This window comes from Streptococcus sp. 10F2 (assembly GCF_054331515.2).
On record NZ_JBTGGE020000035.1, the window covers coordinates 1 to 19,363 of the forward strand.

Consider the following 19,363-nt stretch of genomic DNA (forward strand, 5'->3'; position numbering starts at 1 on the left):
CATATTTCCATTATATCATACATAACCATATATAACAATAACTTTATACAAAAAATATTTAAAAAATCCAGTTCTATCAAGCGATTGAACTGGATTGGTTACAACACAAAGTGATAAACTCGGGAAGACTTTGTGGAGCAATATGGCTATAACCGTTCCAGTCGTAATTTCTAAAATCTCTAGAAAACCAGGTCTAAAAAGCCTGGTTTTTCTGCCTTATTTGGAATGTAACTGTATTTACGGTATAATATAAAAAATAGGAAAAGTTCAGTTAGGAGTTAGTATGCGGATACGCTGGTTTTCATGCGTGCGGGCCCTGGGTCTGTTATGGGTCTTGCTGTACCATTTTTATCCCAAGTATTTCCCTGGTGGTTTTGTTGGGGTTGATGTGTTTTTTACCTTCTCGGGCTTTCTAATTACAGCCTTGATGATAGATGAGGTAGATCGCACGGGTCAAGTAAATATACAATCTTTCCTACGGCGGCGTTTGTATCGGATTGTACCTCCTGTAGTCCTAATGCTGTTGATTACGATTCCTCTGTCATGGTTAGTTCGCTTGGAATACATTACGGATTTACCGACACAAGTAGCAGGTGTCTTGGGTTATGTGACCAATCTTTATGAGATGCTGACGGGCGGAAATTACGAGGATCAGTTTATTCCCCACCTCTTTGTCCATAATTGGAGTTTGGCGGTGGAAGTCCATTTCTATTTACTTTGGTCCTTTCTTCTCTATCGTCTTGCCAAGCGATCCCGCAATGTTTCGCAGTTTAGAGGTAGTATCCTAACCTTGTCCCTTCCCTTATTGGTTCTTTCTTATGGAATTATGGTTTCGGGGCTTTTGGTCGGATCTAGTCCGTCTATGCTTTATTTTGCGAGTCTTAGCCATCTATTTCCTTTCTTTTTTGGAAGTTTATTAGCGGCGATGACGGGTGTCTCCTCGCTATCGCTGTCATTTGAAAAGCGCTTGAAGCATTCCAATTGGTTGGGAATCGTGCTAGGAAGCTTGATAGGTGTGGGAATTCTAACCAGTCTGCTATTCTTGCTGCGCTTTGATCAGGATCTGACCTATCTAGGGGGACTCGCTTTGGCAGCTCTGGGAGCGACTTTCTTGATTCGTAGTATGCGGCTACTTCACAATCAATTGCCGGATGTTAAGGAACCAGCTTGGCTGACCTTTCTGGCAGATACTTCCTATGGGGTCTATCTCTTCCACTGGCCTTTGTATATTCTGTTTAAGGATCAAATGGTACACTGGCAAGCGGTTTTCCTCACAGTCCTCCTCTCTTACACCTTTGCTTCTTTTTCTTTTTACATTATGGAACCAATCCTGGCAGGTCGCCAGCATTTCAATAAGCCGGCTCGCACTATTATGGGCTTGGCACTGGTTGGCTTGGTGATGGCTAGTGGTGTTCGGCTCTATCAGGCGCCTGTGATGACCAACTTTGCACGAGATATGGCAGGTAATAATATGGCCCAATCGGCACAGGGTTTGGAGCGGCTTTATTATCAGATTAATCCATCAGCTCGCCTTGAGAAGCTAGAGGAAGAGCCTGAAATTGAGAGTCTTTCTGTTGAAGGGGGCCTTTCACTTATCGGGGACTCGGTGGCTCTAAGGGCAAATACGCAACTGAATCAAGCCTTCCCAGATGGTAATATTGATGCAGCTGGTAGTCGTAATCTGACGCAGGCGCGTGAGATTATGAATGACCAAGCTCGAGCAGGAATCTTGGGTCAAACAGTTGTCATTGGTGTTGGGGTAAACATCGTGGATAATTTTAAAGAAGAATTGGACGGCATTATCAAGGACTTACCTAGAGGTCATCGCCTTGTCCTGATTACTCCTTATGATGGCAATTCTGACCAGTACATCGAAGCAACCGCAGAAGAAACCTGGAAATATGAACTGAAACTTGCCCAAAAACATAAATTTATTACCCTAGCTGATTGGCACAAAGTTTCCCTCAATCACCCTGAAATGTGGGAAGACAGTGATAATATCCACTTCGGTGGCACTGGTGAAGCCATTCAAGCAGGTGCTAAAATTTATACAGAAACCGTTCGCCAAGCAGTTGAAGCTGCACAAGACCGAGCGGTGAAATAAGAACGATTACAGATCGCCTCGTAAGCTGGCGGTCTTTTTCGTTATTAGTAGAAGAAAATCTTAGAGAGTAGGAAGTACAAACCTATAATATATTGTTTTTTTGTTTTTTCTCCGAATCGGTTGTCTTGCAAAAGGGCTTACATTCTGGTATAATGAGTACTCGAAATAAAGACTTTTAAGGTAGGACAGAGAGCCTACTAAGGACTTTTCGAACATCCAGTATGAAATAGGAGTGGGGCCGTGTCAGCTCTACACTTGTTTTGTAGTGATATTTAATCGAATACAAATCCACCAGAGTCTCATTTCATGATGAGGCTTTTTTTAAAGCCAAATCAAATAAAACGCGCCTTCTTATCTTGATAAAGAATGCCATCGAGATAAGAGAAGATAAAGGGGGATAAAATGGCAGAGAAACGTTTGTTATTTGATATTCATGAAAAGCCAGACACTGCAAAAGGGTTGTTGCTGAGTGTGCAACATGTTTTTGCTATGTTTGGAGCGACAATCCTAGTTCCAATTTTACTAGGCATGTCGGTTTCAACCGCTCTTCTAGCTTCTGGGCTTGGGACTCTGATTTATATGGTGTCTACCAAATTTAGTGTTCCGGTTTACCTAGGGTCTTCATTTGCTTATATTTCAGCTATGGCCTTTGCTAAAGAGCAGATGGGAGGCGATATTAGTGCAGGGCAAACTGGAATCATGATGGTCGGTCTGATCTATGTGGTGGTTGCCTTAATTGTTTCCAAAGTCGGTACGGCTTGGATTGATCGCCTCCTACCGCCGATTGTCATTGGACCAATGATTATGGTAATTGGACTGGGCCTTGCTAATACAGCCGTAACTTCAGCTGGTTTTGTTCAAGATGGTGACTGGAAGAATATGCTAGTCGCTGCAGTCAGCTTTATGATTGCAGTAACGATTCAAACAAGAGGCCGTGGCTTCCTACGGGTGATTCCTTTCTTGGTTGCCATTGTCGGAGGCTATCTAGTAGCGGTCTGCTTAGGTATGGTAGATTTTACACCGGTTCAAAAGTCAGCCTGGTTTGCCTTGCCAGATATGGTTTTGCCATTTACAACAGGAATGGCGAGCTTTAAAGAATATAGATTTTACTTTGGACCGGAAGCCTTTGCCATTTTACCGATTGCGATTGTGACAATTGCAGAGCATATCGGTGACCACATGGTGTTGGGTGAAATTTGTGGTCGTAATTTTTTGAAAAAACCAGGTCTAAACCGTACATTAATCGGTGATGGGGTGGCGACAGCAGTATCTGCCTTTATCGGTGGACCGGCTAACACCACTTACGGTGAAAATACAGGGGTTGTTGGTTTGACTCGGATTGCCAGTGTATCCGTCATTCGGAATGCGGCCTTCATTGCTATTGGGCTTAGCTTCTTCTCGAAATTTACCGCTTTGATTTCAACTATTCCAAGTGCGGTGCTTGGAGGAATGTCCATCCTGCTTTACGGGGTTATTGCAAGTAATGGTTTGAAAGTATTGGTTCGGGCGCGTGTGAATTTCATGGAATCACGGAACCTGGTCATTGCCAGCGCCATGTTGGTCTTGGGCCTTGGGGGTGGAGTCTTGAAATTAGGATCGGACCTTGTGATTTCAGGAACTGCCTTGGCAGCCTTGGTAGGTGTTCTCTTGAATCTTATTCTACCAGCAGGTTCAAAGGACTCTAGTGAAGAATAAATATTTATTAAATATGTAGAAAAGAGGAGCCTGCTTCCAAGTGATTATGATCACTGGAAGTAGGCTTTCTTTTTTTATTCAGATTTTCTTCTATATAATAAGAAAAAATCTTCTTTTGAAATTTTTTTCAAAAAATCGTAGCATTTCCCTTGCAATGCTTCCGCGCGTGTGGTAGACTATTCAAGTGCTGTGAAAAACACAGTCTTAGCTTTGATACAAGAGGTTGCGACACGCTCGGTTGCATTGCCACGCAAGGCGGTCGGTTTTCTTGAGGAGCTAGCCTATTACTTAAATAGACGAAAAAAGGAGAAAAAGATGGCAAACAAAAAAATCCGCATTCGCTTAAAAGCTTACGAACACCGTACACTTGATACAGCGGCTGCTAAAATCGTAGAAACTGCTGGTCGTACAGGTGCTGAAGTAGCGGGTCCAATTCCACTACCAACAGAGCGTAGCCTATACACAATCATTCGTGCGACTCACAAATATAAAGATTCTCGCGAACAATTTGAAATGCGGACACACAAACGTTTGATCGACATCATCAACCCAACTCAAAAAACAGTTGACGCTTTGATGAAACTTGACCTTCCAAGTGGTGTAAACGTAGAGATCAAACTTTAATAGAAAGTCTGGTACTGGTACTGAGTGGCAGAATCAGTAGCTATCTAATTGAACTCGGCCTGAGCGCTGTGCAAAAAAGATAAACTTCCTAGTGTTCTTTGAACACATCGTCAGTTTCCTATTTTTGCTTTGCACTCCGCGGCCTTGGTATCTTCATTTGAGCATAAAAAACGCTCGTTAAAAACTTTTTGAAAAAATAGAAAGAAAAGGAACATTTTCTCATGACAAAAGGAATCTTAGGGAAAAAAGTGGGAATGACTCAAATCTTCACTGAATCAGGTGAGTTTATCCCTGTTACTGTTATTGAAGCAGCTCCAAACGTTGTTCTTCAAGTTAAAACAGTTGAAACAGACGGATACAACGCCGTTCAAGTTGGTTTTGATGACAAACGTGAAGTATTGAGCAACAAACCTGCCAAAGGCCATGTAGCAAAAGCTAACACAGCTCCTAAGCGCTTCATTCGTGAATTCAAAAACATTGAAGGCTTGGCAGTTGGTGATGAAATTTCAGTTGACACTTTCCAAGCTGGAGATGTTGTTGACGTAACAGGAACTTCAAAAGGTAAAGGATTCCAAGGTGTAATCAAACGCCATGGTCAATCACGTGGACCTATGTCTCACGGTTCTCGTTACCACCGTCGTCCTGGTTCAATGGGACCAGTTGATCCAAACCGCGTCTTCAAAAACAAACGTTTGGCTGGACGTATGGGTGGCGATCGTGTAACAATCCAAAACCTTGAAATTGTTCAAGTTGTTCCAGAGAAAAACGTTATCTTGATCAAAGGTAATGTACCAGGTGCTAAGAAATCTCTTATCACTATCAAATCAGCAGTGAAGGCTGCTAAATAATAAGGAAAGGGGAAAACAGTCACAATGGCAAATGTAAAATTATTCGACCAAACAGGTAAAGAAGCTGGCGAACTTGCCTTGAACGATGCAGTATTTGGAATTGAGCCAAATGAAGCAGTTGTGTTTGATGTAATCATCAGCCAACGTGCGAGCCTTCGTCAAGGAACTCACGCAGTGAAGAACCGTTCAGCAGTATCTGGTGGTGGCCGTAAACCATGGCGCCAAAAAGGAACTGGACGTGCTCGTCAAGGTTCTATCCGCTCTCCACAATGGCGTGGTGGTGGTGTTGTCTTCGGGCCAACTCCACGTTCATACAGCTACAAACTTCCACGTAAAATGCGTCGTTTGGCCCTTCAGTCTGTTTACTCAGCTAAGGTTGCTGAAGACAAACTTGTAGCGGTTGAAGGACTTTCCTTCACAGCGCCAAAAACTGCTGAATTTGCAGCTGTTCTTAAAGCACTTAACATTGATTCAAAAGTACTTGTGATTCTTGAAGAAGGAAATGAATTTGCTGCACTTTCAGCTCGTAACCTTCCAAACGTAAAAGTTGCAACTGCAGCAACTGCAAGTGTTCTTGATATCGTGAATAGCGACAAACTTCTTGTTACTAAAGAAGCGATCTCAACTATCGAGGAGGTTCTTGCATAATGAACTTGTATGACGTTATTAAAAAACCTGTTATCACTGAGAAGTCAATGGCTCAAATGGAAGCAGGAAAATACGTATTTGAAGTAGATACACGTGCACACAAACTCTTGATCAAGCAAGCTGTTGAAGCTGCTTTTGAAGGTGTTAAAGTTGCAAACGTAAACACAGTGACTGTAAAACCTAAAGCAAAACGTGTTGGACGTTACAATGGTTTTACTGCAAAAACTAAAAAAGCTATCATCACACTTACAGCTGATTCAAAAGCAATCGAGTTGTTTGCTGCTGAAGCTGAATAATCTAAGGAGGAAATAGCGTGGGAATCAGAGTTTATAAACCAACTACAAATGGTCGCCGTAATATGACCTCTTTGGATTTCGCTGAAATCACAACAAACAAGCCAGAAAAAACTTTGCTTGTTCCTTTGAAAAACAAAGCTGGTCGTAACAACAATGGTCGTATCACTGTTCGTCACCAAGGTGGTGGACACAAACGTCATTACCGTTTGATCGACTTCAAACGTAACAAAGATGCGGTTGAAGCAGTTGTTAAAACAATCGAATACGATCCAAACCGTTCAGCAAACATCGCTCTTGTACACTACACAGACGGTGTGAAAGCTTATATCATTGCTCCTAAAGGTCTTGAAGTAGGACAACGCATCGTATCTGGGCCAGATGCCGATATCAAAGTCGGAAATGCTTTGCCACTTGCAAACATTCCTGTCGGTACAATGATCCACAACATTGAGTTGAAACCAGGACGCGGTGGTGAATTGGTTCGTGCTGCTGGAGCATCTGCTCAAGTATTGGGTCAAGAAGGTAAATACACTCTTGTTCGTCTTCAATCTGGCGAAGTTCGTATGATCCTTTCAACTTGCCGTGCGACTGTCGGTGTTGTTGGTAACGAACAACATGGATTGGTTAACCTTGGTAAAGCTGGACGTAACCGTTGGAAAGGTGTTCGCCCAACTGTTCGTGGTTCTGTAATGAACCCTAACGATCACCCACACGGGGGTGGTGAAGGTAAAGCACCAGTCGGACGTAAAGCACCATCAACTCCATGGGGCAAACCTGCTCTTGGACTTAAAACTCGTAATAAGAAGGCTCGTTCTAACAAATTGATCGTACGCCGTCGCAACGAGAAATAATTAGTTTACTGAAACATTATTCCGCCAGCTCGGTAGGGACAGCAAGAGTATTCTTGCTCCCAAGCCGCTGTGGTACTGTATTTTAAAGGAGAAAAAAATAAAAATGGGACGTAGTCTTAAAAAAGGACCTTTCGTCGATGAGCATTTGATGAAAAAAGTTGAAGCTCAAGCGAATGATGAAAAGAAAAAAGTCATTAAAACTTGGTCACGTCGTTCAACGATTTTCCCAAGTTTCATTGGTTACACAATCGCAGTTTATGATGGACGTAAACACGTACCAGTTTACATCCAAGAAGACATGGTAGGTCACAAGCTTGGTGAATTTGCACCAACTCGTACTTATAAAGGTCACGCTGCTGACGATAAGAAGACACGTAGATAAGAGAGGAGAACGACATGGCAGAAATGACTTCAGCTAAAGCAATGGCTCGTACAGTGCGTGTTTCACCTCGTAAATCTCGTCTTGTGCTTGATAACATTCGTGGTAAAAACGTCGCTGACGCAATCGCAATCTTGAAATTCACTCCAAACAAAGCTGCTGGTATTATCGAGAAAGTTTTGAACTCTGCAATCGCTAATGCTGAAAACAACTTAGGTTTGGACAAAGCTAACCTTATTGTAAGTGAAGCTTACGCAAACGAAGGACCAACAATGAAACGTTTCCGTCCACGTGCTAAAGGTTCAGCTTCACCAATCAACAAACGCACTTCCCACATCACTGTGGTAGTTGCAGAACAATAAGGAGGTTAACTCGTGGGTCAAAAAGTACATCCAATTGGAATGCGTGTCGGTATCATCCGTGACTGGGATGCTAAATGGTATGCTGAAAAAGAATACGCGGATTACCTTCATGAAGATCTAGCTATCCGCAAATTTATCCAAAAAGAATTAGCAGACGCAGCTGTTTCAACAATCGAAATCGAACGTGCTGTGAACAAAGTTAATGTTTCTCTTCACACTGCAAAACCAGGTATGGTTATCGGTAAAGGTGGAGCAAATGTTGACGCTCTTCGTGCTAAATTGAACAAAATGACTGGAAAACAAGTCCACATCAACATCATCGAAATCAAAAAACCTGATTTGGATGCACACCTTGTTGGTGAAGGAATTGCTCGTCAATTGGAGCAACGTGTTGCTTTCCGTCGTGCACAAAAACAAGCTATCCAACGTGCAATGCGTGCTGGAGCTAAAGGAATCAAAACTCAAGTATCTGGTCGTTTGAACGGTGCGGATATCGCTCGTAGCGAAGGATACTCTGAAGGAACTGTTCCACTTCACACATTGCGTGCAGATATCGACTATGCTTGGGAAGAAGCAGATACAACTTACGGTAAACTTGGTGTTAAAGTATGGATCTACCGTGGTGAAGTTCTTCCAGCTCGTAAAAACACTCAGGGAGGTAAATAACCAATGTTAGTACCTAAACGTGTGAAACACCGTCGTGAGTTCCGTGGGAAAATGCGCGGTGAAGCAAAAGGTGGAAAACAAGTAGACTTCGGAGAATTTGGTCTTCAAGCAACAACTAGCCACTGGATCACAAACCGCCAAATCGAAGCTGCCCGTATCGCTATGACGCGTTACATGAAACGTGGTGGTAAAGTTTGGATTAAAATCTTCCCTCACAAATCTTACACTGCTAAAGCAATCGGGGTTCGTATGGGATCTGGTAAAGGGGCACCTGAAGGTTGGGTTGCACCAGTTAAGCGTGGTAAAGTAATGTTCGAAGTTGCTGGTGTTTCTGAAGAAGTTGCACGTGAAGCTCTTCGTCTTGCTAGCCACAAATTGCCAGTTAAATGCAAATTTGTTAAACGTGAAGAGAAGTAAGGAGAAGACATGAAACTTGAAGAAATCAAAAAATTTGTTGAAGAACTTCGTGGTCTTTCTTCAGAAGAACTTGCGAAGCGTGAAAACGAATTGAAAAAAGAATTGTTTGATCTTCGTTTCCAAGCGGCTACTGGTCAATTGGAACAAACAGCTCGTTTGAAAGAAGTGAAAAAACAAATCGCTCGTATCAAAACAATTCAATCAGAAGTTAAATAGACTTGGGAAAGGAGAAATCTAACTAATGGAACGTAATCAACGTAAGACCCTTGTTGGACGCGTCGTTTCTGACAAGATGGATAAAACAATCACAGTTGTAGTTGAAACTAAACGTAACCACCCAGTCTATGGTAAACGTATTAACTACTCTAAAAAGTACAAGGCTCATGATGAAAACAATGTTGCTAAAGAAGGCGATATCGTTCGTATCATGGAAACTCGTCCGCTTTCAGCTACAAAACGCTTCCGTCTTGTAGAAGTTGTTGAAGAAGCGGTTATCATCTAATCGAACCGAAAAGGAGAAAAGGTAAATGATTCAAACAGAAACTCGTTTGAAAGTTGCTGATAACTCAGGTGCCCGCGAAATCTTGACAATCAAGGTTCTTGGTGGTTCAGGACGTAAATTCGCTAACATCGGCGATGTTATCGTAGCTTCTGTAAAACAAGCGACTCCTGGTGGTGCGGTTAAAAAAGGTGACGTTGTGAAAGCCGTTATCGTTCGTACTAAGACAGGTGCTCGTCGTGCAGACGGTTCTTACATCAAATTTGATGAGAACGCTGCAGTTATCATCCGTGATGACAAAACACCTCGTGGAACACGTATCTTTGGCCCAGTTGCACGTGAATTGCGTGAAGGTGGCTTCATGAAGATCGTTTCCCTTGCACCAGAGGTATTGTAAGAAACACAAACTATAGTCCCCTGAAAGGTATCTTTCAGGGTGCCCCTATGGGCGTAAGAATTTAAGGAGAAAAGAATGTTTGTAAAAAAAGGCGATAAAGTTAAAGTAATCGCAGGTAAAGACAAAGGTGTAGAAGCTGTTGTCCTTACTGCCCTTCCAAAAGTTAATAAAGTCATCGTTGAAGGTGTCAACATCGTGAAGAAACACCAACGTCCAAACAACGAACTTCCTCAAGGTGGTATCGTTGAAGTGGAAGCTCCAATCCATGTATCTAACGTACAAGTTTTGGATAAAAATGGTGTTGCTGGACGTGTTGGCTACAAATTTGTAGACGGCAAAAAAGTTCGTTACAACAAAAAATCAGGCGAAGTGCTTGATTAATCACGAAGGAAAGGAGAAGTAACATGGCTAATCGTTTGAAAGAAAAATATCTTAATGAAGTAGTCCCTGCTTTGTCAGAGAAGTTCAACTACTCTTCTGTAATGGCAGTTCCAAAAGTAGATAAAATCGTTTTGAACATGGGTGTTGGTGATGCAGTTTCAAATGCTAAAAACCTTGAAAAAGCTGCAGAAGAGCTTGCACTTATCTCTGGTCAAAAACCATTGATCACAAAAGCGAAGAAATCTATCGCCGGCTTCCGTCTTCGTGAAGGTGTAGCAATCGGTGCGAAAGTAACCCTTCGTGGTGAGCGTATGTACGATTTCTTAGACAAATTGGTTTCTGTATCACTTCCACGTGTACGTGACTTCCAAGGTGTCCCAACAAAATCATTCGACGGACGTGGAAACTATACACTTGGTGTCAAAGAGCAATTGATCTTCCCTGAGATCAGCTTTGATGACGTCGACAAAACACGCGGTATGGATATCGTTATCGTAACGACAGCGAATACAGATGAAGAGTCTCGCGAATTGCTTGCAGGACTTGGAATGCCTTTCGCTAAATAATTCAGGAGGAACTTAAATTGGCTAAAAAATCAATGATCGCTAAAAATAAGCGTCCTGCAAAGTTCTCTACACAAGCTTACACTCGTTGCGAACGTTGTGGACGTCCACACTCAGTTTACCGCAAATTTAAGCTTTGCCGTGTTTGCTTCCGTGAGCTTGCTTACAAAGGGCAAATCCCAGGCGTAACAAAAGCTTCTTGGTAATCCCATGATGCAACGGACGATCTCTTTCATTAGAATCTTAGTCCTTGCTCAAATTTAAGATGTGAGAGCGTTAAGCAGCCCTAGTGAAAATAGCAAATCTAACGTAGAAGCTATGGCTTCTAGATAGATTTGTCTTTTTCGCACCAGGGTATAGCTCGAACTTAATTCAAGTTTTGAAAATGGGCTTATTTTAGTCCGTGTTCTGACTTTCTTCACCAATATTTGGTGAAACCTAGGCAGCTGCCTATTCATTAACTAGCAAGTGACTTGCTCAAACTACTAGTAATAAGAGGAGAAATCAAAAAATGGTTATGACTGACCCAATTGCAGACTTTTTGACACGTATTCGTAATGCTAACCAAGCTAACCACGAAGTTCTTGAAGTACCTGCATCAAACATCAAAAAAGGTATTGCTGAAATCCTTAAACGTGAAGGTTTTGTAAAAAACGTTGAAGTGATTGAAGATGATAAACAAGGTATCGTTCGCGTATTCTTGAAATACGGATCAAACGGTGAAAAAGTTATCACAAACTTGAAGCGTGTTTCAAAACCAGGTCTTCGTGTTTACAAGAAGAGCGAAGATCTTCCAAAAGTCTTGAATGGACTTGGAATCGCGATTGTATCAACATCTGAAGGTTTGCTTACTGATAAAGAAGCACGCCAAAAGAATGTTGGTGGTGAGGTAATCGCCTACGTTTGGTAATATCAAGATGCGAGAGCGTTAAGCAGCCCCAACGAAAATAGGAAACTAGACGCAGAAGCTATAGCTTCTAGGAAGGTTTATCTTTTTCGCCCCAGGCTGTAGTTCGAGCTCAATTACAGGTGTGTGACTCTGATGTGAGTTCCTGCGCTTGTATATTTATGATTGAAGGATTTAGATAGAAGATGGTCTTCTAACGTTCCTCTTGATCATACCCCGTGAAAACTAGTCGCTTTGCGGCTCGATAATTTAACAGGAGATAAACATGTCACGTATTGGTAATAAAGTAATCGTATTGCCTGCTGGTGTTGAGTTGAACATCGCAGATAACAACGTGGTTACTGTAAAAGGTCCTAAAGGTGAATTGACTCGTGAATTTGCGAAGGACATCGAAATTCGTGTGGAAGGTACAGAAGTAACTCTTCACCGTCCAAACGATTCTAAAGAAATGAAAACAATCCACGGAACTACACGTGCCCTTTTGAACAACATGGTTGTTGGTGTATCAGAAGGATTCAAGAAAGAACTTGAAATGCGTGGGGTTGGATACCGTGCACAACTTCAAGGAAGCAAATTGGTTCTTGCAGTTGGTAAATCTCATCCAGATGAGGTTGAAGCACCAGCTGGAATTACTTTTGAGTTGCCAAACCCAACAACAATCGTTGTTTCAGGGATCAACAAAGAAGTAGTCGGCCAAACTGCTGCTTATATCCGTAGCCTTCGTGCGCCTGAGCCATATAAAGGTAAAGGTATCCGCTATGTTGGAGAATTTGTACGTCGCAAAGAAGGTAAAACTGGTAAATAATAACTGTAAGATAGGGCTAATTTTCCAAAAATTAGTTTCTAGCTTCATCCCCGCACAGTTGTTGAGATATTTTTGGGAGCAATTAAAAACGAACAAAAATATCCTTCAACCGCTGCGTTAGAGACAGTTATTAAACTAAATGATAAGGTAGAAATAGATGTCTTAGTCTTATCTACCGACTCTGTGCTAAGCACAAACAAAAAACTAAGAGGTGAAAATTGTGATTTCGAAACCAGATAAAAACAAACTCCGCCAAAAACGCCATCGTCGTGTTCGCGGAAAACTCTCTGGAACTGCTGATCGCCCACGTTTGAACGTATTCCGTTCTAATACAGGCATCTACGCTCAAGTAATTGATGACGTAGCGGGTGTAACGCTCGCAAGCGCTTCAACTCTTGATAAAGACGTTTCAAAAGGTACAAAAACAGAACAAGCTGCCGTAGTTGGTAAACTTGTAGCTGAACGTGCAGTTGCTAAAGGTATTTCTGAAGTGGTGTTCGACCGCGGTGGATATCTATATCACGGACGTGTTAAAGCGTTGGCTGATGCAGCTCGTGAAAACGGATTGAAATTCTAATAGGGAGGACACTGAAAAATGGCATTTAAAGACAATGCAGTTGAACTTGAAGAACGCGTAGTTGCCATCAACCGTGTTACAAAAGTTGTTAAAGGTGGACGTCGTCTACGCTTTGCAGCTCTTGTAGTTGTTGGTGACCGCAATGGCCGTGTTGGATTTGGTACTGGTAAAGCTCAAGAGGTTCCAGAAGCAATCCGTAAGGCTATCGAAGATGCTAAGAAGAACTTGATTGAAGTTCCTATGGTTGGTACTACAATTCCTCACGAGATTACATCTGAATTTGGTGGAGCTCGTGTATTGTTGAAACCAGCTGTTGAAGGGGCTGGAGTTGCCGCTGGTGGTGCAGTTCGTGCCGTCATCGAATTGGCAGGTGTTGCAGATATTACATCTAAATCACTTGGTTCAAATACTCCAATCAACATCGTTCGCGCAACTGTTGAAGGATTGAAACAATTAAAACGTGCTGAAGAGGTTGCTGCTTTACGTGGTATCTCAGTATCTGACTTGGCATAAGAAAGGGGATCAAATGGCTCAAATTAAAATTACTTTGACTAAGTCTCCAATCGGACGCAAGCCAAACCAACGTAAAACGGTTGTTGCCCTTGGACTTGGCAAATTACATTCTTCTGTTATCAAAGAAGATAATCCAGCTATCCTTGGAATGGTGAACACCATCTCTCACTTGGTAACTGTAGAAGAAGTTAAATAAGAACATCATGGCTAAGTCGCAAAGAAGAATCTTTGCGACTTACAAGCCATTTAGACAAGCGAGTTTTTGTAAAAATTTCCGTTTTGCAAAAGCGCTAGCCCGTGACAATTGTCACTTATAAAAGGAGAAAAAACAGAATGAAACTTCATGAATTGAAACCAGCAGAAGGCTCTCGTAAAGTTCGTAACCGTGTAGGTCGTGGTACTTCATCCGGTAACGGTAAAACTTCAGGTCGTGGTCAAAAAGGTCAAAAAGCTCGTAGCGGTGGTGGCGTACGTCCAGGATTTGAAGGGGGACAAACTCCATTGTTCCGTCGTTTGCCAAAACGTGGTTTCACAAATATCAACCGTAAAGAATATGCGATTGTCAACCTTGATCAATTGAACGTCTTTGAAGACGGTGCAGAAGTAACACCAGTTGCTTTGATCGAAGCTGGAATTGTGAAAGCTGAAAAATCAGGTGTTAAAATCCTTGGTAACGGTGAATTGACTAAGAAATTGACTGTGAAAGCAGCGAAATTCTCTAAATCAGCTGAAGAAGCAATTACAGCTAAAGGTGGATCAATCGAGGTCATCTAAGAAACGATAGAGAGGTTACTCTATGTTCTTTAAAATTTTAAGGGATTCCTTAAAAATTAAGCAGGTCCGGACTAAGATTTGGATGACCCTCTTTATCCTTTTCGTTTTTCGCGTTGGAACGCATATTACAGTTCCAGGTGTAAATGCCCGGGTACTTGCTAATTTGTCTCAGTTGTCCTTCTTAAACATGCTGAGTCTGGTATCGGGAAATGCCATGCAAAACTTTTCGGTTTTTGCCTTGGGTGTTTCTCCTTATATCACGTCCTCTATCGTTGTCCAACTCCTACAAATGGATATTGTTCCTAAATTTGTAGAGTGGGGGAAACAAGGTGAGGTTGGACGACGAAAACTCAACCAAGCCACTCGTTACATTTCCTTAGTCTTAGCCTTTGTCCAGTCTATTGCGATTACGGCAAGTTTTAATACCTTGTCTAATGCTCAGCTGGTGCCAACCCCAAACTGGCAAACCTATCTCTACATTGGCTGTATTTTGACAACAGGTAGTATGATTGTAGTTTGGTTGGGAGAACAAATTTCCGATAAAGGTTATGGAAATGGGGTTTCCATGATTATCTTTGCCGGTATTATCTCTGCCATTCCACGGACTTTCTGGGGACTTTATGAAGATTATTTCATTAATGTTCCGGCAGATCGTTTACAGAATTCAGCGATTTTCCTTGCTTCAGTAGCTTTAGCTGTCTTGGCGATTATTTATTTCACCACTTTTGTACAGCAGGCTGAATACAAAATTCCAATCCAATATACAAAATTGGCACAGGGGGCTTCCTCTAGCTCTTACCTTCCTTTGAAGGTGAATCCAGCCGGGGTTATCCCAGTTATCTTCGCCAGTTCTATCACAGCTGCACCAGCCGCTATTGTTCAGTTTATGATTTTAAGCGGAAATGATGCAGCTTGGGTACGAAATGTGCGAGATCTCCTGTCGACAGATATGCCGTCGGGAATTGCCATGTATGCACTTTTAATTATCCTCTTTACGTTCTTCTATACCTTTGTGCAGATTAATCCTGAAAAGACTGCTGAAAACTTGCAAAAGAGTTCAGCCTATATTCCAGGAGTTCGCCCAGGTAAGGGGACAGAGGTTTATATGTCCAAGCTTTTGCGACGCTTAGCTCTTGTTGGTTCAATCTTCTTGAGTTTCGTTGCCATTATCCCAATCGTTGCTCAAAACGTATTTGGTTTGGCCGAAGCTGTAGCTTTGGGAGGAACCAGTTTGCTCATCTTGATTTCAACAGCAATTGACGGAATCAAGCAGTTGGAAGGTTACCTTCTGAAACGTCGCTATGTTGGCTTTATGCATACAGATACAGACTAAAATTTAGAGGATATCAGCCGTGGCTGATTCCTCTCTATTTTGTTTTTTACTAAGTTTATCAAGCGATTGATAGATTTAGTGGAAAACAAAAAGGAGAAAAGACATGAATCTTTTGATTATGGGCTTGCCAGGTGCCGGAAAAGGGACTCAAGCAGCTAAAATGGTCGAAGAATTTGGCCTTGCTCATATTTCTACAGGAGATATGTTCCGTGCGGCAATCGCTAATGAAACGGAAATGGGCTTATTGGCAAAATCTTACATGGATCAAGGACAATTGGTTCCAGATGAAGTAACCAATGGAATTGTCAAAGAGCGCCTTTTGCAAGATGATATTAGCCAAAAAGGTTTCTTGTTGGACGGTTACCCACGTACCATTGAACAAGCACATGCCTTGGATCAAACCTTGGCAGATTCGAACATTCAATTGGATGGGGTGGTTAACATTGATGTCGACCCAAGTATTCTTTTGGACCGTTTGAGTGGCCGTTTTATTTGTCGTAGCTGTGGAGCAACTTATCACAAGATTTTCAACCCGACAAAAGTTGAAGGCACTTGTGACAACTGTGGTGGCCATGACTTCTACCAACGTGAAGATGATAAGCCAGAGGCTATTCAAACACGTTTGGATGTCAATATTGCTCAAGGTCAACCAATTCTTGAACACTATGCCGCTAAAGACTTGGTCTTTAATATTCAAGGAGACCAAGAAATTGACAAAGTTTTTGTAGATATCCAAGCTGTATTAGAAAAAATCAAATAATCTATAGTTTGTATCTTGCATTAAATCAGTCTTAGTGGTACACTAGTTAGGTTCTGACTTATCTTGTCCCTCTATACCCAGAGGACATAAATCGAAATTTAGGGAGGTACTTTTGCGTGGCAAAAGACGATGTGATTGAAGTTGAAGGTAAGGTAGTCGATACCATGCCGAACGCAATGTTTACGGTTGAACTTGAAAATGGACATCAGATTTTAGCAACAGTTTCTGGTAAAATTCGTAAAAATTATATTCGTATTTTAGCGGGAGACCGTGTAACAGTCGAGATGAGCCCATATGATTTGACTCGTGGACGGATCACCTACCGCTTTAAATAAAGGAAAAAATTGGAGGATTAAGAAATGAAAGTAAGACCATCAGTTAAGCCAATTTGCGAATACTGCAAAGTTATTCGTCGTAATGGTCGTGTTATGGTTATTTGCCCTGCAAATCCAAAACACAAACAACGCCAAGGTTAAAATAAGTTACTAGAAAGGAGAAAACATGGCTCGTATTGCTGGAGTTGACATTCCAAATGATAAACGTGTAGTTGTATCACTTACTTATGTTTACGGTATCGGACTTCCAACTGCTAAGAAGATTCTTGCTGCTGCAGGTGTTTCTGAAGATGTACGCGTAAAAGATCTTACACCAGATCAAGAAGACGCTATCCGTCGTGAAGTAGATACAATCAAAGTTGAAGGTGACCTTCGTCGTGAAGTGAACTTGAACATCAAACGCTTGATGGAAATCGGTTCTTACCGTGGTATCCGTCACCGTCGTGGACTTCCTGTCCGTGGACAAAACACTAAAAACAATGCTCGTACTCGCAAAGGTAAAGCTGTTGCGATTGCAGGTAAGAAAAAATAATATAGGAGGTAAACAGTCTTGGCTAAACCAACACGTAAACGTCGTGCGAAGAAGAATATCGAATCTGGTATTGCTCATATCCACGCAACATTCAATAACACTATCGTTATGATTACCGATGTACACGGAAACGCAATTGCTTGGTCATCAGCTGGTGCACTTGGTTTCAAAGGTTCTCGTAAATCTACTCCATTTGCTGCCCAAATGGCATCAGAAGCAGCTGCTAAATCTGCTCAAGAACATGGTCTTAAATCTGTAGAAGTTACAGTTAAAGGTCCTGGTTCTGGTCGTGAATCTGCTATCCGTGCACTTGCAGCTGCAGGTCTTGAAGTAACTGCAATTCGTGACGTTACTCCAGTTCCTCACAATGGTGCCCGTCCTCCAAAACGTCGTCGTGTATAATTGATTTTAAATTTACACAGCTTTTCGTTTTAAGAGGGAGTATAAAATGATTGAGTTTGAAAAACCAAAAATAACAAAAATTGATGAAAATAGTGATTACGGCATGTTTGTTGTTGAGCCACTTGAGCGTGGTTACGGAACAACACTTGGGAACTCCCTTCGTCGTGTCTTATTGGCCTCCCTTCCAGGAGCAGCAGTAACATCTATCAATATTGAGGGTGTATTGCACGAATTTGATACAGTTCCAGGTGTCCGTGAGGATGTTATGCAGATTATCCTCAACGTCAAAGGAATTGCTGTTAAATCATTCGTCCAAGACGAAAAGATGATTGAATTGGATGTTAAAGGACCTGCTACAATTACAGCTGGTGATATTTTGACAGACAGTGATATCGAAATTGTCAACCCAGATCATTACCTCTTTACTATTGGCGAAGGAGCGACTTTCAAGGCTCGTATGACAGTTCGTACTGGTCGTGGATATGTTCCAGCTGATGAAAATAAAATGGATAATGCACCGGTTGGTACATTGGCAGTAGATGCAATCTACACACCAGTGAAAAAAGTCAATTACCAAGTTGAACCTGCTCGTGTAGGTAGCAATGATGGTTTTGACAAATTAACACTCGAAATCATGACCAATGGAACTATTATTCCAGAGGACGCTCTCGGTTTGTCTGCTCGTATTTTAAATGAGCACTTAAATCTATTCACTGATCTTACTGAAGTTGCTAAAGCAGCAGAAGTGATGAAAGAAGCTGATTCAAGTTCAGATGATCGCGTATTGGAACGCACAATCGAAGAATTGGATCTATCTGTTCGTTCTTACAACTGTTTGAAACGTGCAGGCATCAATACAGTATATGATTTAACAGAGAAAACTGAAGCCGAAATGATGAAAGTGAGAAACCTTGGCCGTAAGAGTCTTGAAGAAGTGAAATTCAAACTTCATGATCTTGGTCTTGGTCTAAAAGAGAAATAGAGGAGGAAAAAATGGCTTACCGTAAATTAGGACGCACTAGTTCACAACGTAAAGCGATGCTTCGTGATCTTACAACTGATTTGCTCATCAATGAATCAATCGTAACTACAGAAGCTCGTGCAAAAGAAATTCGTAAAACAGTTGAAAAAATGATTACCCTTGGTAAACGTGGTGATTTGCACGCACGTCGTCAAGCAGCTGCTTTCGTTCGTAACGAAATTGCAAGTGAAGTATACGATGCTGAAAATGATAAAATCGTTACAACAACTGCACTTCAAAAATTGTTCTCAGATATCGCTCCACGCTATGCTGATCGTAACGGTGGATACACTCGTATCTTGAAAACTGAACCACGTCGTGGTGATGCAGCTCCAATGGCGATTATTGAACTTGTTTAAAATCATCAATTTTGTTGAGTGTTATGATGATGGAGTCTTTTGACTCTTAGTCTAGCTCTGGTCTAGCACCAGGAGTGATTCTGGTGCTAACACTCATCATCATGATGGTAGACGCTTGTTTACGCAATGGCTCTTGAAAAGAACCATTGCGTAAGTAGGCGTTTTTGTTATGGCTTCAAGCCAGTTTTTCTCGAAGAGAAAAACAGAAAAACCACCAGCTATGCTGGTGGCTGACAAGGCTTTGAGCTTCCATTTCTTTTTCCTGATATAATCTAATTGTTCAGGTTAGACAAAGGAGGAAAAAGAAATGGCTAA

At 41.8% G+C, this 19,363-nt stretch carries 31 protein-coding genes; all 31 read left to right on the forward strand.

Going from position 1 to position 19,363, the window contains the following annotated elements; translation table 11 throughout:
• The first annotated feature begins 283 nt into the window (after nt 1-283).
• Entirely contained in the window at nt 284-2,104 is a 1,821-nt protein-coding gene (locus ACXM1Q_RS06550; RefSeq protein ID WP_458517299.1) for an acyltransferase family protein, read from the forward strand.
• A 402-nt stretch (nt 2,105-2,506) separates the two neighbouring features.
• Entirely contained in the window at nt 2,507-3,799 is a 1,293-nt protein-coding gene (locus tag ACXM1Q_RS06555; RefSeq protein WP_458517301.1) for a uracil-xanthine permease family protein, read from the forward strand.
• A 315-nt stretch (nt 3,800-4,114) separates the two neighbouring features.
• Nucleotides 4,115-4,423, forward strand: coding sequence for a 30S ribosomal protein S10 (gene rpsJ, locus ACXM1Q_RS06560; protein ID WP_135036571.1), 309 nt, complete (start codon nt 4,115-4,117; stop codon nt 4,421-4,423).
• Nucleotides 4,424-4,644: 221 nt separating this feature from the next.
• Nucleotides 4,645-5,271, forward strand: a complete 627-nt coding sequence (gene rplC / locus ACXM1Q_RS06565; RefSeq protein ID WP_135036568.1) for a 50S ribosomal protein L3 — start codon at nt 4,645-4,647, stop codon at nt 5,269-5,271.
• A gap of 24 nt (nt 5,272-5,295) precedes the next feature.
• The gene (gene rplD / locus ACXM1Q_RS06570) at nt 5,296-5,919 is read left to right on the forward strand and encodes a 50S ribosomal protein L4 (protein WP_135036565.1); all 624 of its coding nucleotides are present in this window, start codon (nt 5,296-5,298) and stop codon (nt 5,917-5,919) included.
• A complete protein-coding gene (locus tag ACXM1Q_RS06575) occupies nt 5,919-6,215 on the forward strand; it encodes a 50S ribosomal protein L23 (RefSeq protein WP_135036562.1) in 297 nt (98 codons plus the stop codon). The genes rplD and ACXM1Q_RS06575 overlap by 1 nt, the downstream gene beginning before the upstream one ends.
• A 17-nt stretch (nt 6,216-6,232) precedes the next feature.
• Entirely contained in the window at nt 6,233-7,066 is an 834-nt protein-coding gene (gene rplB, locus ACXM1Q_RS06580) for a 50S ribosomal protein L2 (RefSeq protein WP_196091742.1), read from the forward strand.
• Nucleotides 7,067-7,169: 103 nt separating this feature from the next.
• Nucleotides 7,170-7,448 carry a 30S ribosomal protein S19 gene (gene rpsS / locus ACXM1Q_RS06585; RefSeq protein ID WP_000533765.1) on the forward strand — a complete coding sequence of 93 codons (279 nt, stop codon included), beginning with the start codon at nt 7,170-7,172 and terminating at the stop codon, nt 7,446-7,448.
• Between the two features lie 14 nt (nt 7,449-7,462).
• Entirely contained in the window at nt 7,463-7,807 is a 345-nt protein-coding gene (rplV, locus tag ACXM1Q_RS06590) for a 50S ribosomal protein L22 (protein ID WP_135036556.1), read from the forward strand.
• Nucleotides 7,808-7,819: 12 nt separating this feature from the next.
• Nucleotides 7,820-8,473, forward strand: coding sequence for a 30S ribosomal protein S3 (gene rpsC / locus ACXM1Q_RS06595; protein ID WP_135036553.1), 654 nt, complete (start codon nt 7,820-7,822; stop codon nt 8,471-8,473).
• A 3-nt stretch (nt 8,474-8,476) separates the two neighbouring features.
• Entirely contained in the window at nt 8,477-8,890 is a 414-nt protein-coding gene (gene rplP / locus ACXM1Q_RS06600; RefSeq protein ID WP_135036550.1) for a 50S ribosomal protein L16, read from the forward strand.
• 9 nt (nt 8,891-8,899) lie between these two features.
• Nucleotides 8,900-9,106, forward strand: a complete 207-nt coding sequence (rpmC, locus tag ACXM1Q_RS06605) for a 50S ribosomal protein L29 (RefSeq protein WP_135036547.1) — start codon at nt 8,900-8,902, stop codon at nt 9,104-9,106.
• Between the two features lie 25 nt (nt 9,107-9,131).
• A complete protein-coding gene (rpsQ, locus tag ACXM1Q_RS06610) occupies nt 9,132-9,392 on the forward strand; it encodes a 30S ribosomal protein S17 (protein WP_002885836.1) in 261 nt (86 codons plus the stop codon).
• A 25-nt stretch (nt 9,393-9,417) separates the two neighbouring features.
• Nucleotides 9,418-9,786 carry a 50S ribosomal protein L14 gene (gene rplN, locus ACXM1Q_RS06615; protein ID WP_135036544.1) on the forward strand — a complete coding sequence of 123 codons (369 nt, stop codon included), beginning with the start codon at nt 9,418-9,420 and terminating at the stop codon, nt 9,784-9,786.
• 75 nt (nt 9,787-9,861) lie between these two features.
• The gene (gene rplX / locus ACXM1Q_RS06620; protein ID WP_196091745.1) at nt 9,862-10,167 is read left to right on the forward strand and encodes a 50S ribosomal protein L24; all 306 of its coding nucleotides are present in this window, start codon (nt 9,862-9,864) and stop codon (nt 10,165-10,167) included.
• Nucleotides 10,168-10,190: 23 nt separating this feature from the next.
• The gene (rplE, locus tag ACXM1Q_RS06625; RefSeq protein WP_135036539.1) at nt 10,191-10,733 is read left to right on the forward strand and encodes a 50S ribosomal protein L5; all 543 of its coding nucleotides are present in this window, start codon (nt 10,191-10,193) and stop codon (nt 10,731-10,733) included.
• A 17-nt stretch (nt 10,734-10,750) separates the two neighbouring features.
• On the forward strand, nt 10,751-10,936 hold the full coding sequence (locus ACXM1Q_RS06630) for a type Z 30S ribosomal protein S14 (protein WP_001085699.1): 186 nt from the start codon (nt 10,751-10,753) through the stop codon (nt 10,934-10,936).
• A 305-nt stretch (nt 10,937-11,241) separates the two neighbouring features.
• The gene (gene rpsH, locus ACXM1Q_RS06635; RefSeq protein ID WP_135036536.1) at nt 11,242-11,640 is read left to right on the forward strand and encodes a 30S ribosomal protein S8; all 399 of its coding nucleotides are present in this window, start codon (nt 11,242-11,244) and stop codon (nt 11,638-11,640) included.
• Nucleotides 11,641-11,902: 262 nt separating this feature from the next.
• Nucleotides 11,903-12,442 carry a 50S ribosomal protein L6 gene (gene rplF, locus ACXM1Q_RS06640; RefSeq protein WP_135036534.1) on the forward strand — a complete coding sequence of 180 codons (540 nt, stop codon included), beginning with the start codon at nt 11,903-11,905 and terminating at the stop codon, nt 12,440-12,442.
• Between the two features lie 220 nt (nt 12,443-12,662).
• Nucleotides 12,663-13,019 (forward strand): 50S ribosomal protein L18, encoded by a 357-nt coding sequence (gene rplR / locus ACXM1Q_RS06645; protein WP_135036533.1) that lies wholly within the window; start codon nt 12,663-12,665, stop codon nt 13,017-13,019.
• A gap of 18 nt (nt 13,020-13,037) precedes the next feature.
• Nucleotides 13,038-13,532: a 30S ribosomal protein S5 gene (rpsE, locus tag ACXM1Q_RS06650; protein WP_135036530.1), complete on the forward strand. Its 495-nt coding sequence runs from the start codon at nt 13,038-13,040 to the stop codon at nt 13,530-13,532.
• A gap of 13 nt (nt 13,533-13,545) precedes the next feature.
• Entirely contained in the window at nt 13,546-13,728 is a 183-nt protein-coding gene (gene rpmD / locus ACXM1Q_RS06655; RefSeq protein WP_202056480.1) for a 50S ribosomal protein L30, read from the forward strand.
• 137 nt (nt 13,729-13,865) lie between these two features.
• Nucleotides 13,866-14,306, forward strand: a complete 441-nt coding sequence (gene rplO / locus ACXM1Q_RS06660) for a 50S ribosomal protein L15 (RefSeq protein WP_135036524.1) — start codon at nt 13,866-13,868, stop codon at nt 14,304-14,306.
• 22 nt (nt 14,307-14,328) lie between these two features.
• Entirely contained in the window at nt 14,329-15,639 is a 1,311-nt protein-coding gene (gene secY / locus ACXM1Q_RS06665; protein ID WP_458517313.1) for a preprotein translocase subunit SecY, read from the forward strand.
• A 103-nt stretch (nt 15,640-15,742) separates the two neighbouring features.
• Entirely contained in the window at nt 15,743-16,399 is a 657-nt protein-coding gene (locus ACXM1Q_RS06670; RefSeq protein ID WP_458517315.1) for an adenylate kinase, read from the forward strand.
• A 116-nt stretch (nt 16,400-16,515) separates the two neighbouring features.
• The gene (gene infA, locus ACXM1Q_RS06675; RefSeq protein ID WP_001029883.1) at nt 16,516-16,734 is read left to right on the forward strand and encodes a translation initiation factor IF-1; all 219 of its coding nucleotides are present in this window, start codon (nt 16,516-16,518) and stop codon (nt 16,732-16,734) included.
• 24 nt (nt 16,735-16,758) lie between these two features.
• Nucleotides 16,759-16,875: a 50S ribosomal protein L36 gene (gene rpmJ / locus ACXM1Q_RS06680; RefSeq protein ID WP_001808836.1), complete on the forward strand. Its 117-nt coding sequence runs from the start codon at nt 16,759-16,761 to the stop codon at nt 16,873-16,875.
• Between the two features lie 25 nt (nt 16,876-16,900).
• On the forward strand, nt 16,901-17,266 hold the full coding sequence (rpsM, locus tag ACXM1Q_RS06685; protein ID WP_135036515.1) for a 30S ribosomal protein S13: 366 nt from the start codon (nt 16,901-16,903) through the stop codon (nt 17,264-17,266).
• Between the two features lie 18 nt (nt 17,267-17,284).
• Entirely contained in the window at nt 17,285-17,668 is a 384-nt protein-coding gene (gene rpsK, locus ACXM1Q_RS06690) for a 30S ribosomal protein S11 (RefSeq protein ID WP_135036512.1), read from the forward strand.
• Nucleotides 17,669-17,714: 46 nt separating this feature from the next.
• A complete protein-coding gene (locus ACXM1Q_RS06695; protein WP_135036509.1) occupies nt 17,715-18,650 on the forward strand; it encodes a DNA-directed RNA polymerase subunit alpha in 936 nt (311 codons plus the stop codon).
• 11 nt (nt 18,651-18,661) lie between these two features.
• A complete protein-coding gene (gene rplQ / locus ACXM1Q_RS06700; RefSeq protein ID WP_160332874.1) occupies nt 18,662-19,048 on the forward strand; it encodes a 50S ribosomal protein L17 in 387 nt (128 codons plus the stop codon).
• Nucleotides 19,049-19,363: the final 315 nt, after the last annotated feature.

Coding starts and splice junctions, on each gene's coding strand:
- ACXM1Q_RS06550 (WP_458517299.1), top strand. CDS start 284: ATGCGGATACGCTGGTTTTCATGCGTGCGGGCCCTGGGTCTGTTATGG.
- ACXM1Q_RS06555 (WP_458517301.1), top strand. CDS start 2,507: ATGGCAGAGAAACGTTTGTTATTTGATATTCATGAAAAGCCAGACACT.
- rpsJ (WP_135036571.1), top strand. CDS start 4,115: ATGGCAAACAAAAAAATCCGCATTCGCTTAAAAGCTTACGAACACCGT.
- rplC (WP_135036568.1), top strand. CDS start 4,645: ATGACAAAAGGAATCTTAGGGAAAAAAGTGGGAATGACTCAAATCTTC.
- rplD (WP_135036565.1), top strand. CDS start 5,296: ATGGCAAATGTAAAATTATTCGACCAAACAGGTAAAGAAGCTGGCGAA.
- ACXM1Q_RS06575 (WP_135036562.1), top strand. CDS start 5,919: ATGAACTTGTATGACGTTATTAAAAAACCTGTTATCACTGAGAAGTCA.
- rpsS (WP_000533765.1), top strand. CDS start 7,170: ATGGGACGTAGTCTTAAAAAAGGACCTTTCGTCGATGAGCATTTGATG.
- rplV (WP_135036556.1), top strand. CDS start 7,463: ATGGCAGAAATGACTTCAGCTAAAGCAATGGCTCGTACAGTGCGTGTT.
- rplP (WP_135036550.1), top strand. CDS start 8,477: ATGTTAGTACCTAAACGTGTGAAACACCGTCGTGAGTTCCGTGGGAAA.
- rpmC (WP_135036547.1), top strand. CDS start 8,900: ATGAAACTTGAAGAAATCAAAAAATTTGTTGAAGAACTTCGTGGTCTT.
- rpsQ (WP_002885836.1), top strand. CDS start 9,132: ATGGAACGTAATCAACGTAAGACCCTTGTTGGACGCGTCGTTTCTGAC.
- rplN (WP_135036544.1), top strand. CDS start 9,418: ATGATTCAAACAGAAACTCGTTTGAAAGTTGCTGATAACTCAGGTGCC.
- rplX (WP_196091745.1), top strand. CDS start 9,862: ATGTTTGTAAAAAAAGGCGATAAAGTTAAAGTAATCGCAGGTAAAGAC.
- rplE (WP_135036539.1), top strand. CDS start 10,191: ATGGCTAATCGTTTGAAAGAAAAATATCTTAATGAAGTAGTCCCTGCT.
- rpsH (WP_135036536.1), top strand. CDS start 11,242: ATGGTTATGACTGACCCAATTGCAGACTTTTTGACACGTATTCGTAAT.
- rplF (WP_135036534.1), top strand. CDS start 11,903: ATGTCACGTATTGGTAATAAAGTAATCGTATTGCCTGCTGGTGTTGAG.
- rpsE (WP_135036530.1), top strand. CDS start 13,038: ATGGCATTTAAAGACAATGCAGTTGAACTTGAAGAACGCGTAGTTGCC.
- rpmD (WP_202056480.1), top strand. CDS start 13,546: ATGGCTCAAATTAAAATTACTTTGACTAAGTCTCCAATCGGACGCAAG.
- rplO (WP_135036524.1), top strand. CDS start 13,866: ATGAAACTTCATGAATTGAAACCAGCAGAAGGCTCTCGTAAAGTTCGT.
- secY (WP_458517313.1), top strand. CDS start 14,329: ATGTTCTTTAAAATTTTAAGGGATTCCTTAAAAATTAAGCAGGTCCGG.
- ACXM1Q_RS06670 (WP_458517315.1), top strand. CDS start 15,743: ATGAATCTTTTGATTATGGGCTTGCCAGGTGCCGGAAAAGGGACTCAA.
- rpmJ (WP_001808836.1), top strand. CDS start 16,759: ATGAAAGTAAGACCATCAGTTAAGCCAATTTGCGAATACTGCAAAGTT.
- rpsM (WP_135036515.1), top strand. CDS start 16,901: ATGGCTCGTATTGCTGGAGTTGACATTCCAAATGATAAACGTGTAGTT.
- ACXM1Q_RS06695 (WP_135036509.1), top strand. CDS start 17,715: ATGATTGAGTTTGAAAAACCAAAAATAACAAAAATTGATGAAAATAGT.
- rplQ (WP_160332874.1), top strand. CDS start 18,662: ATGGCTTACCGTAAATTAGGACGCACTAGTTCACAACGTAAAGCGATG.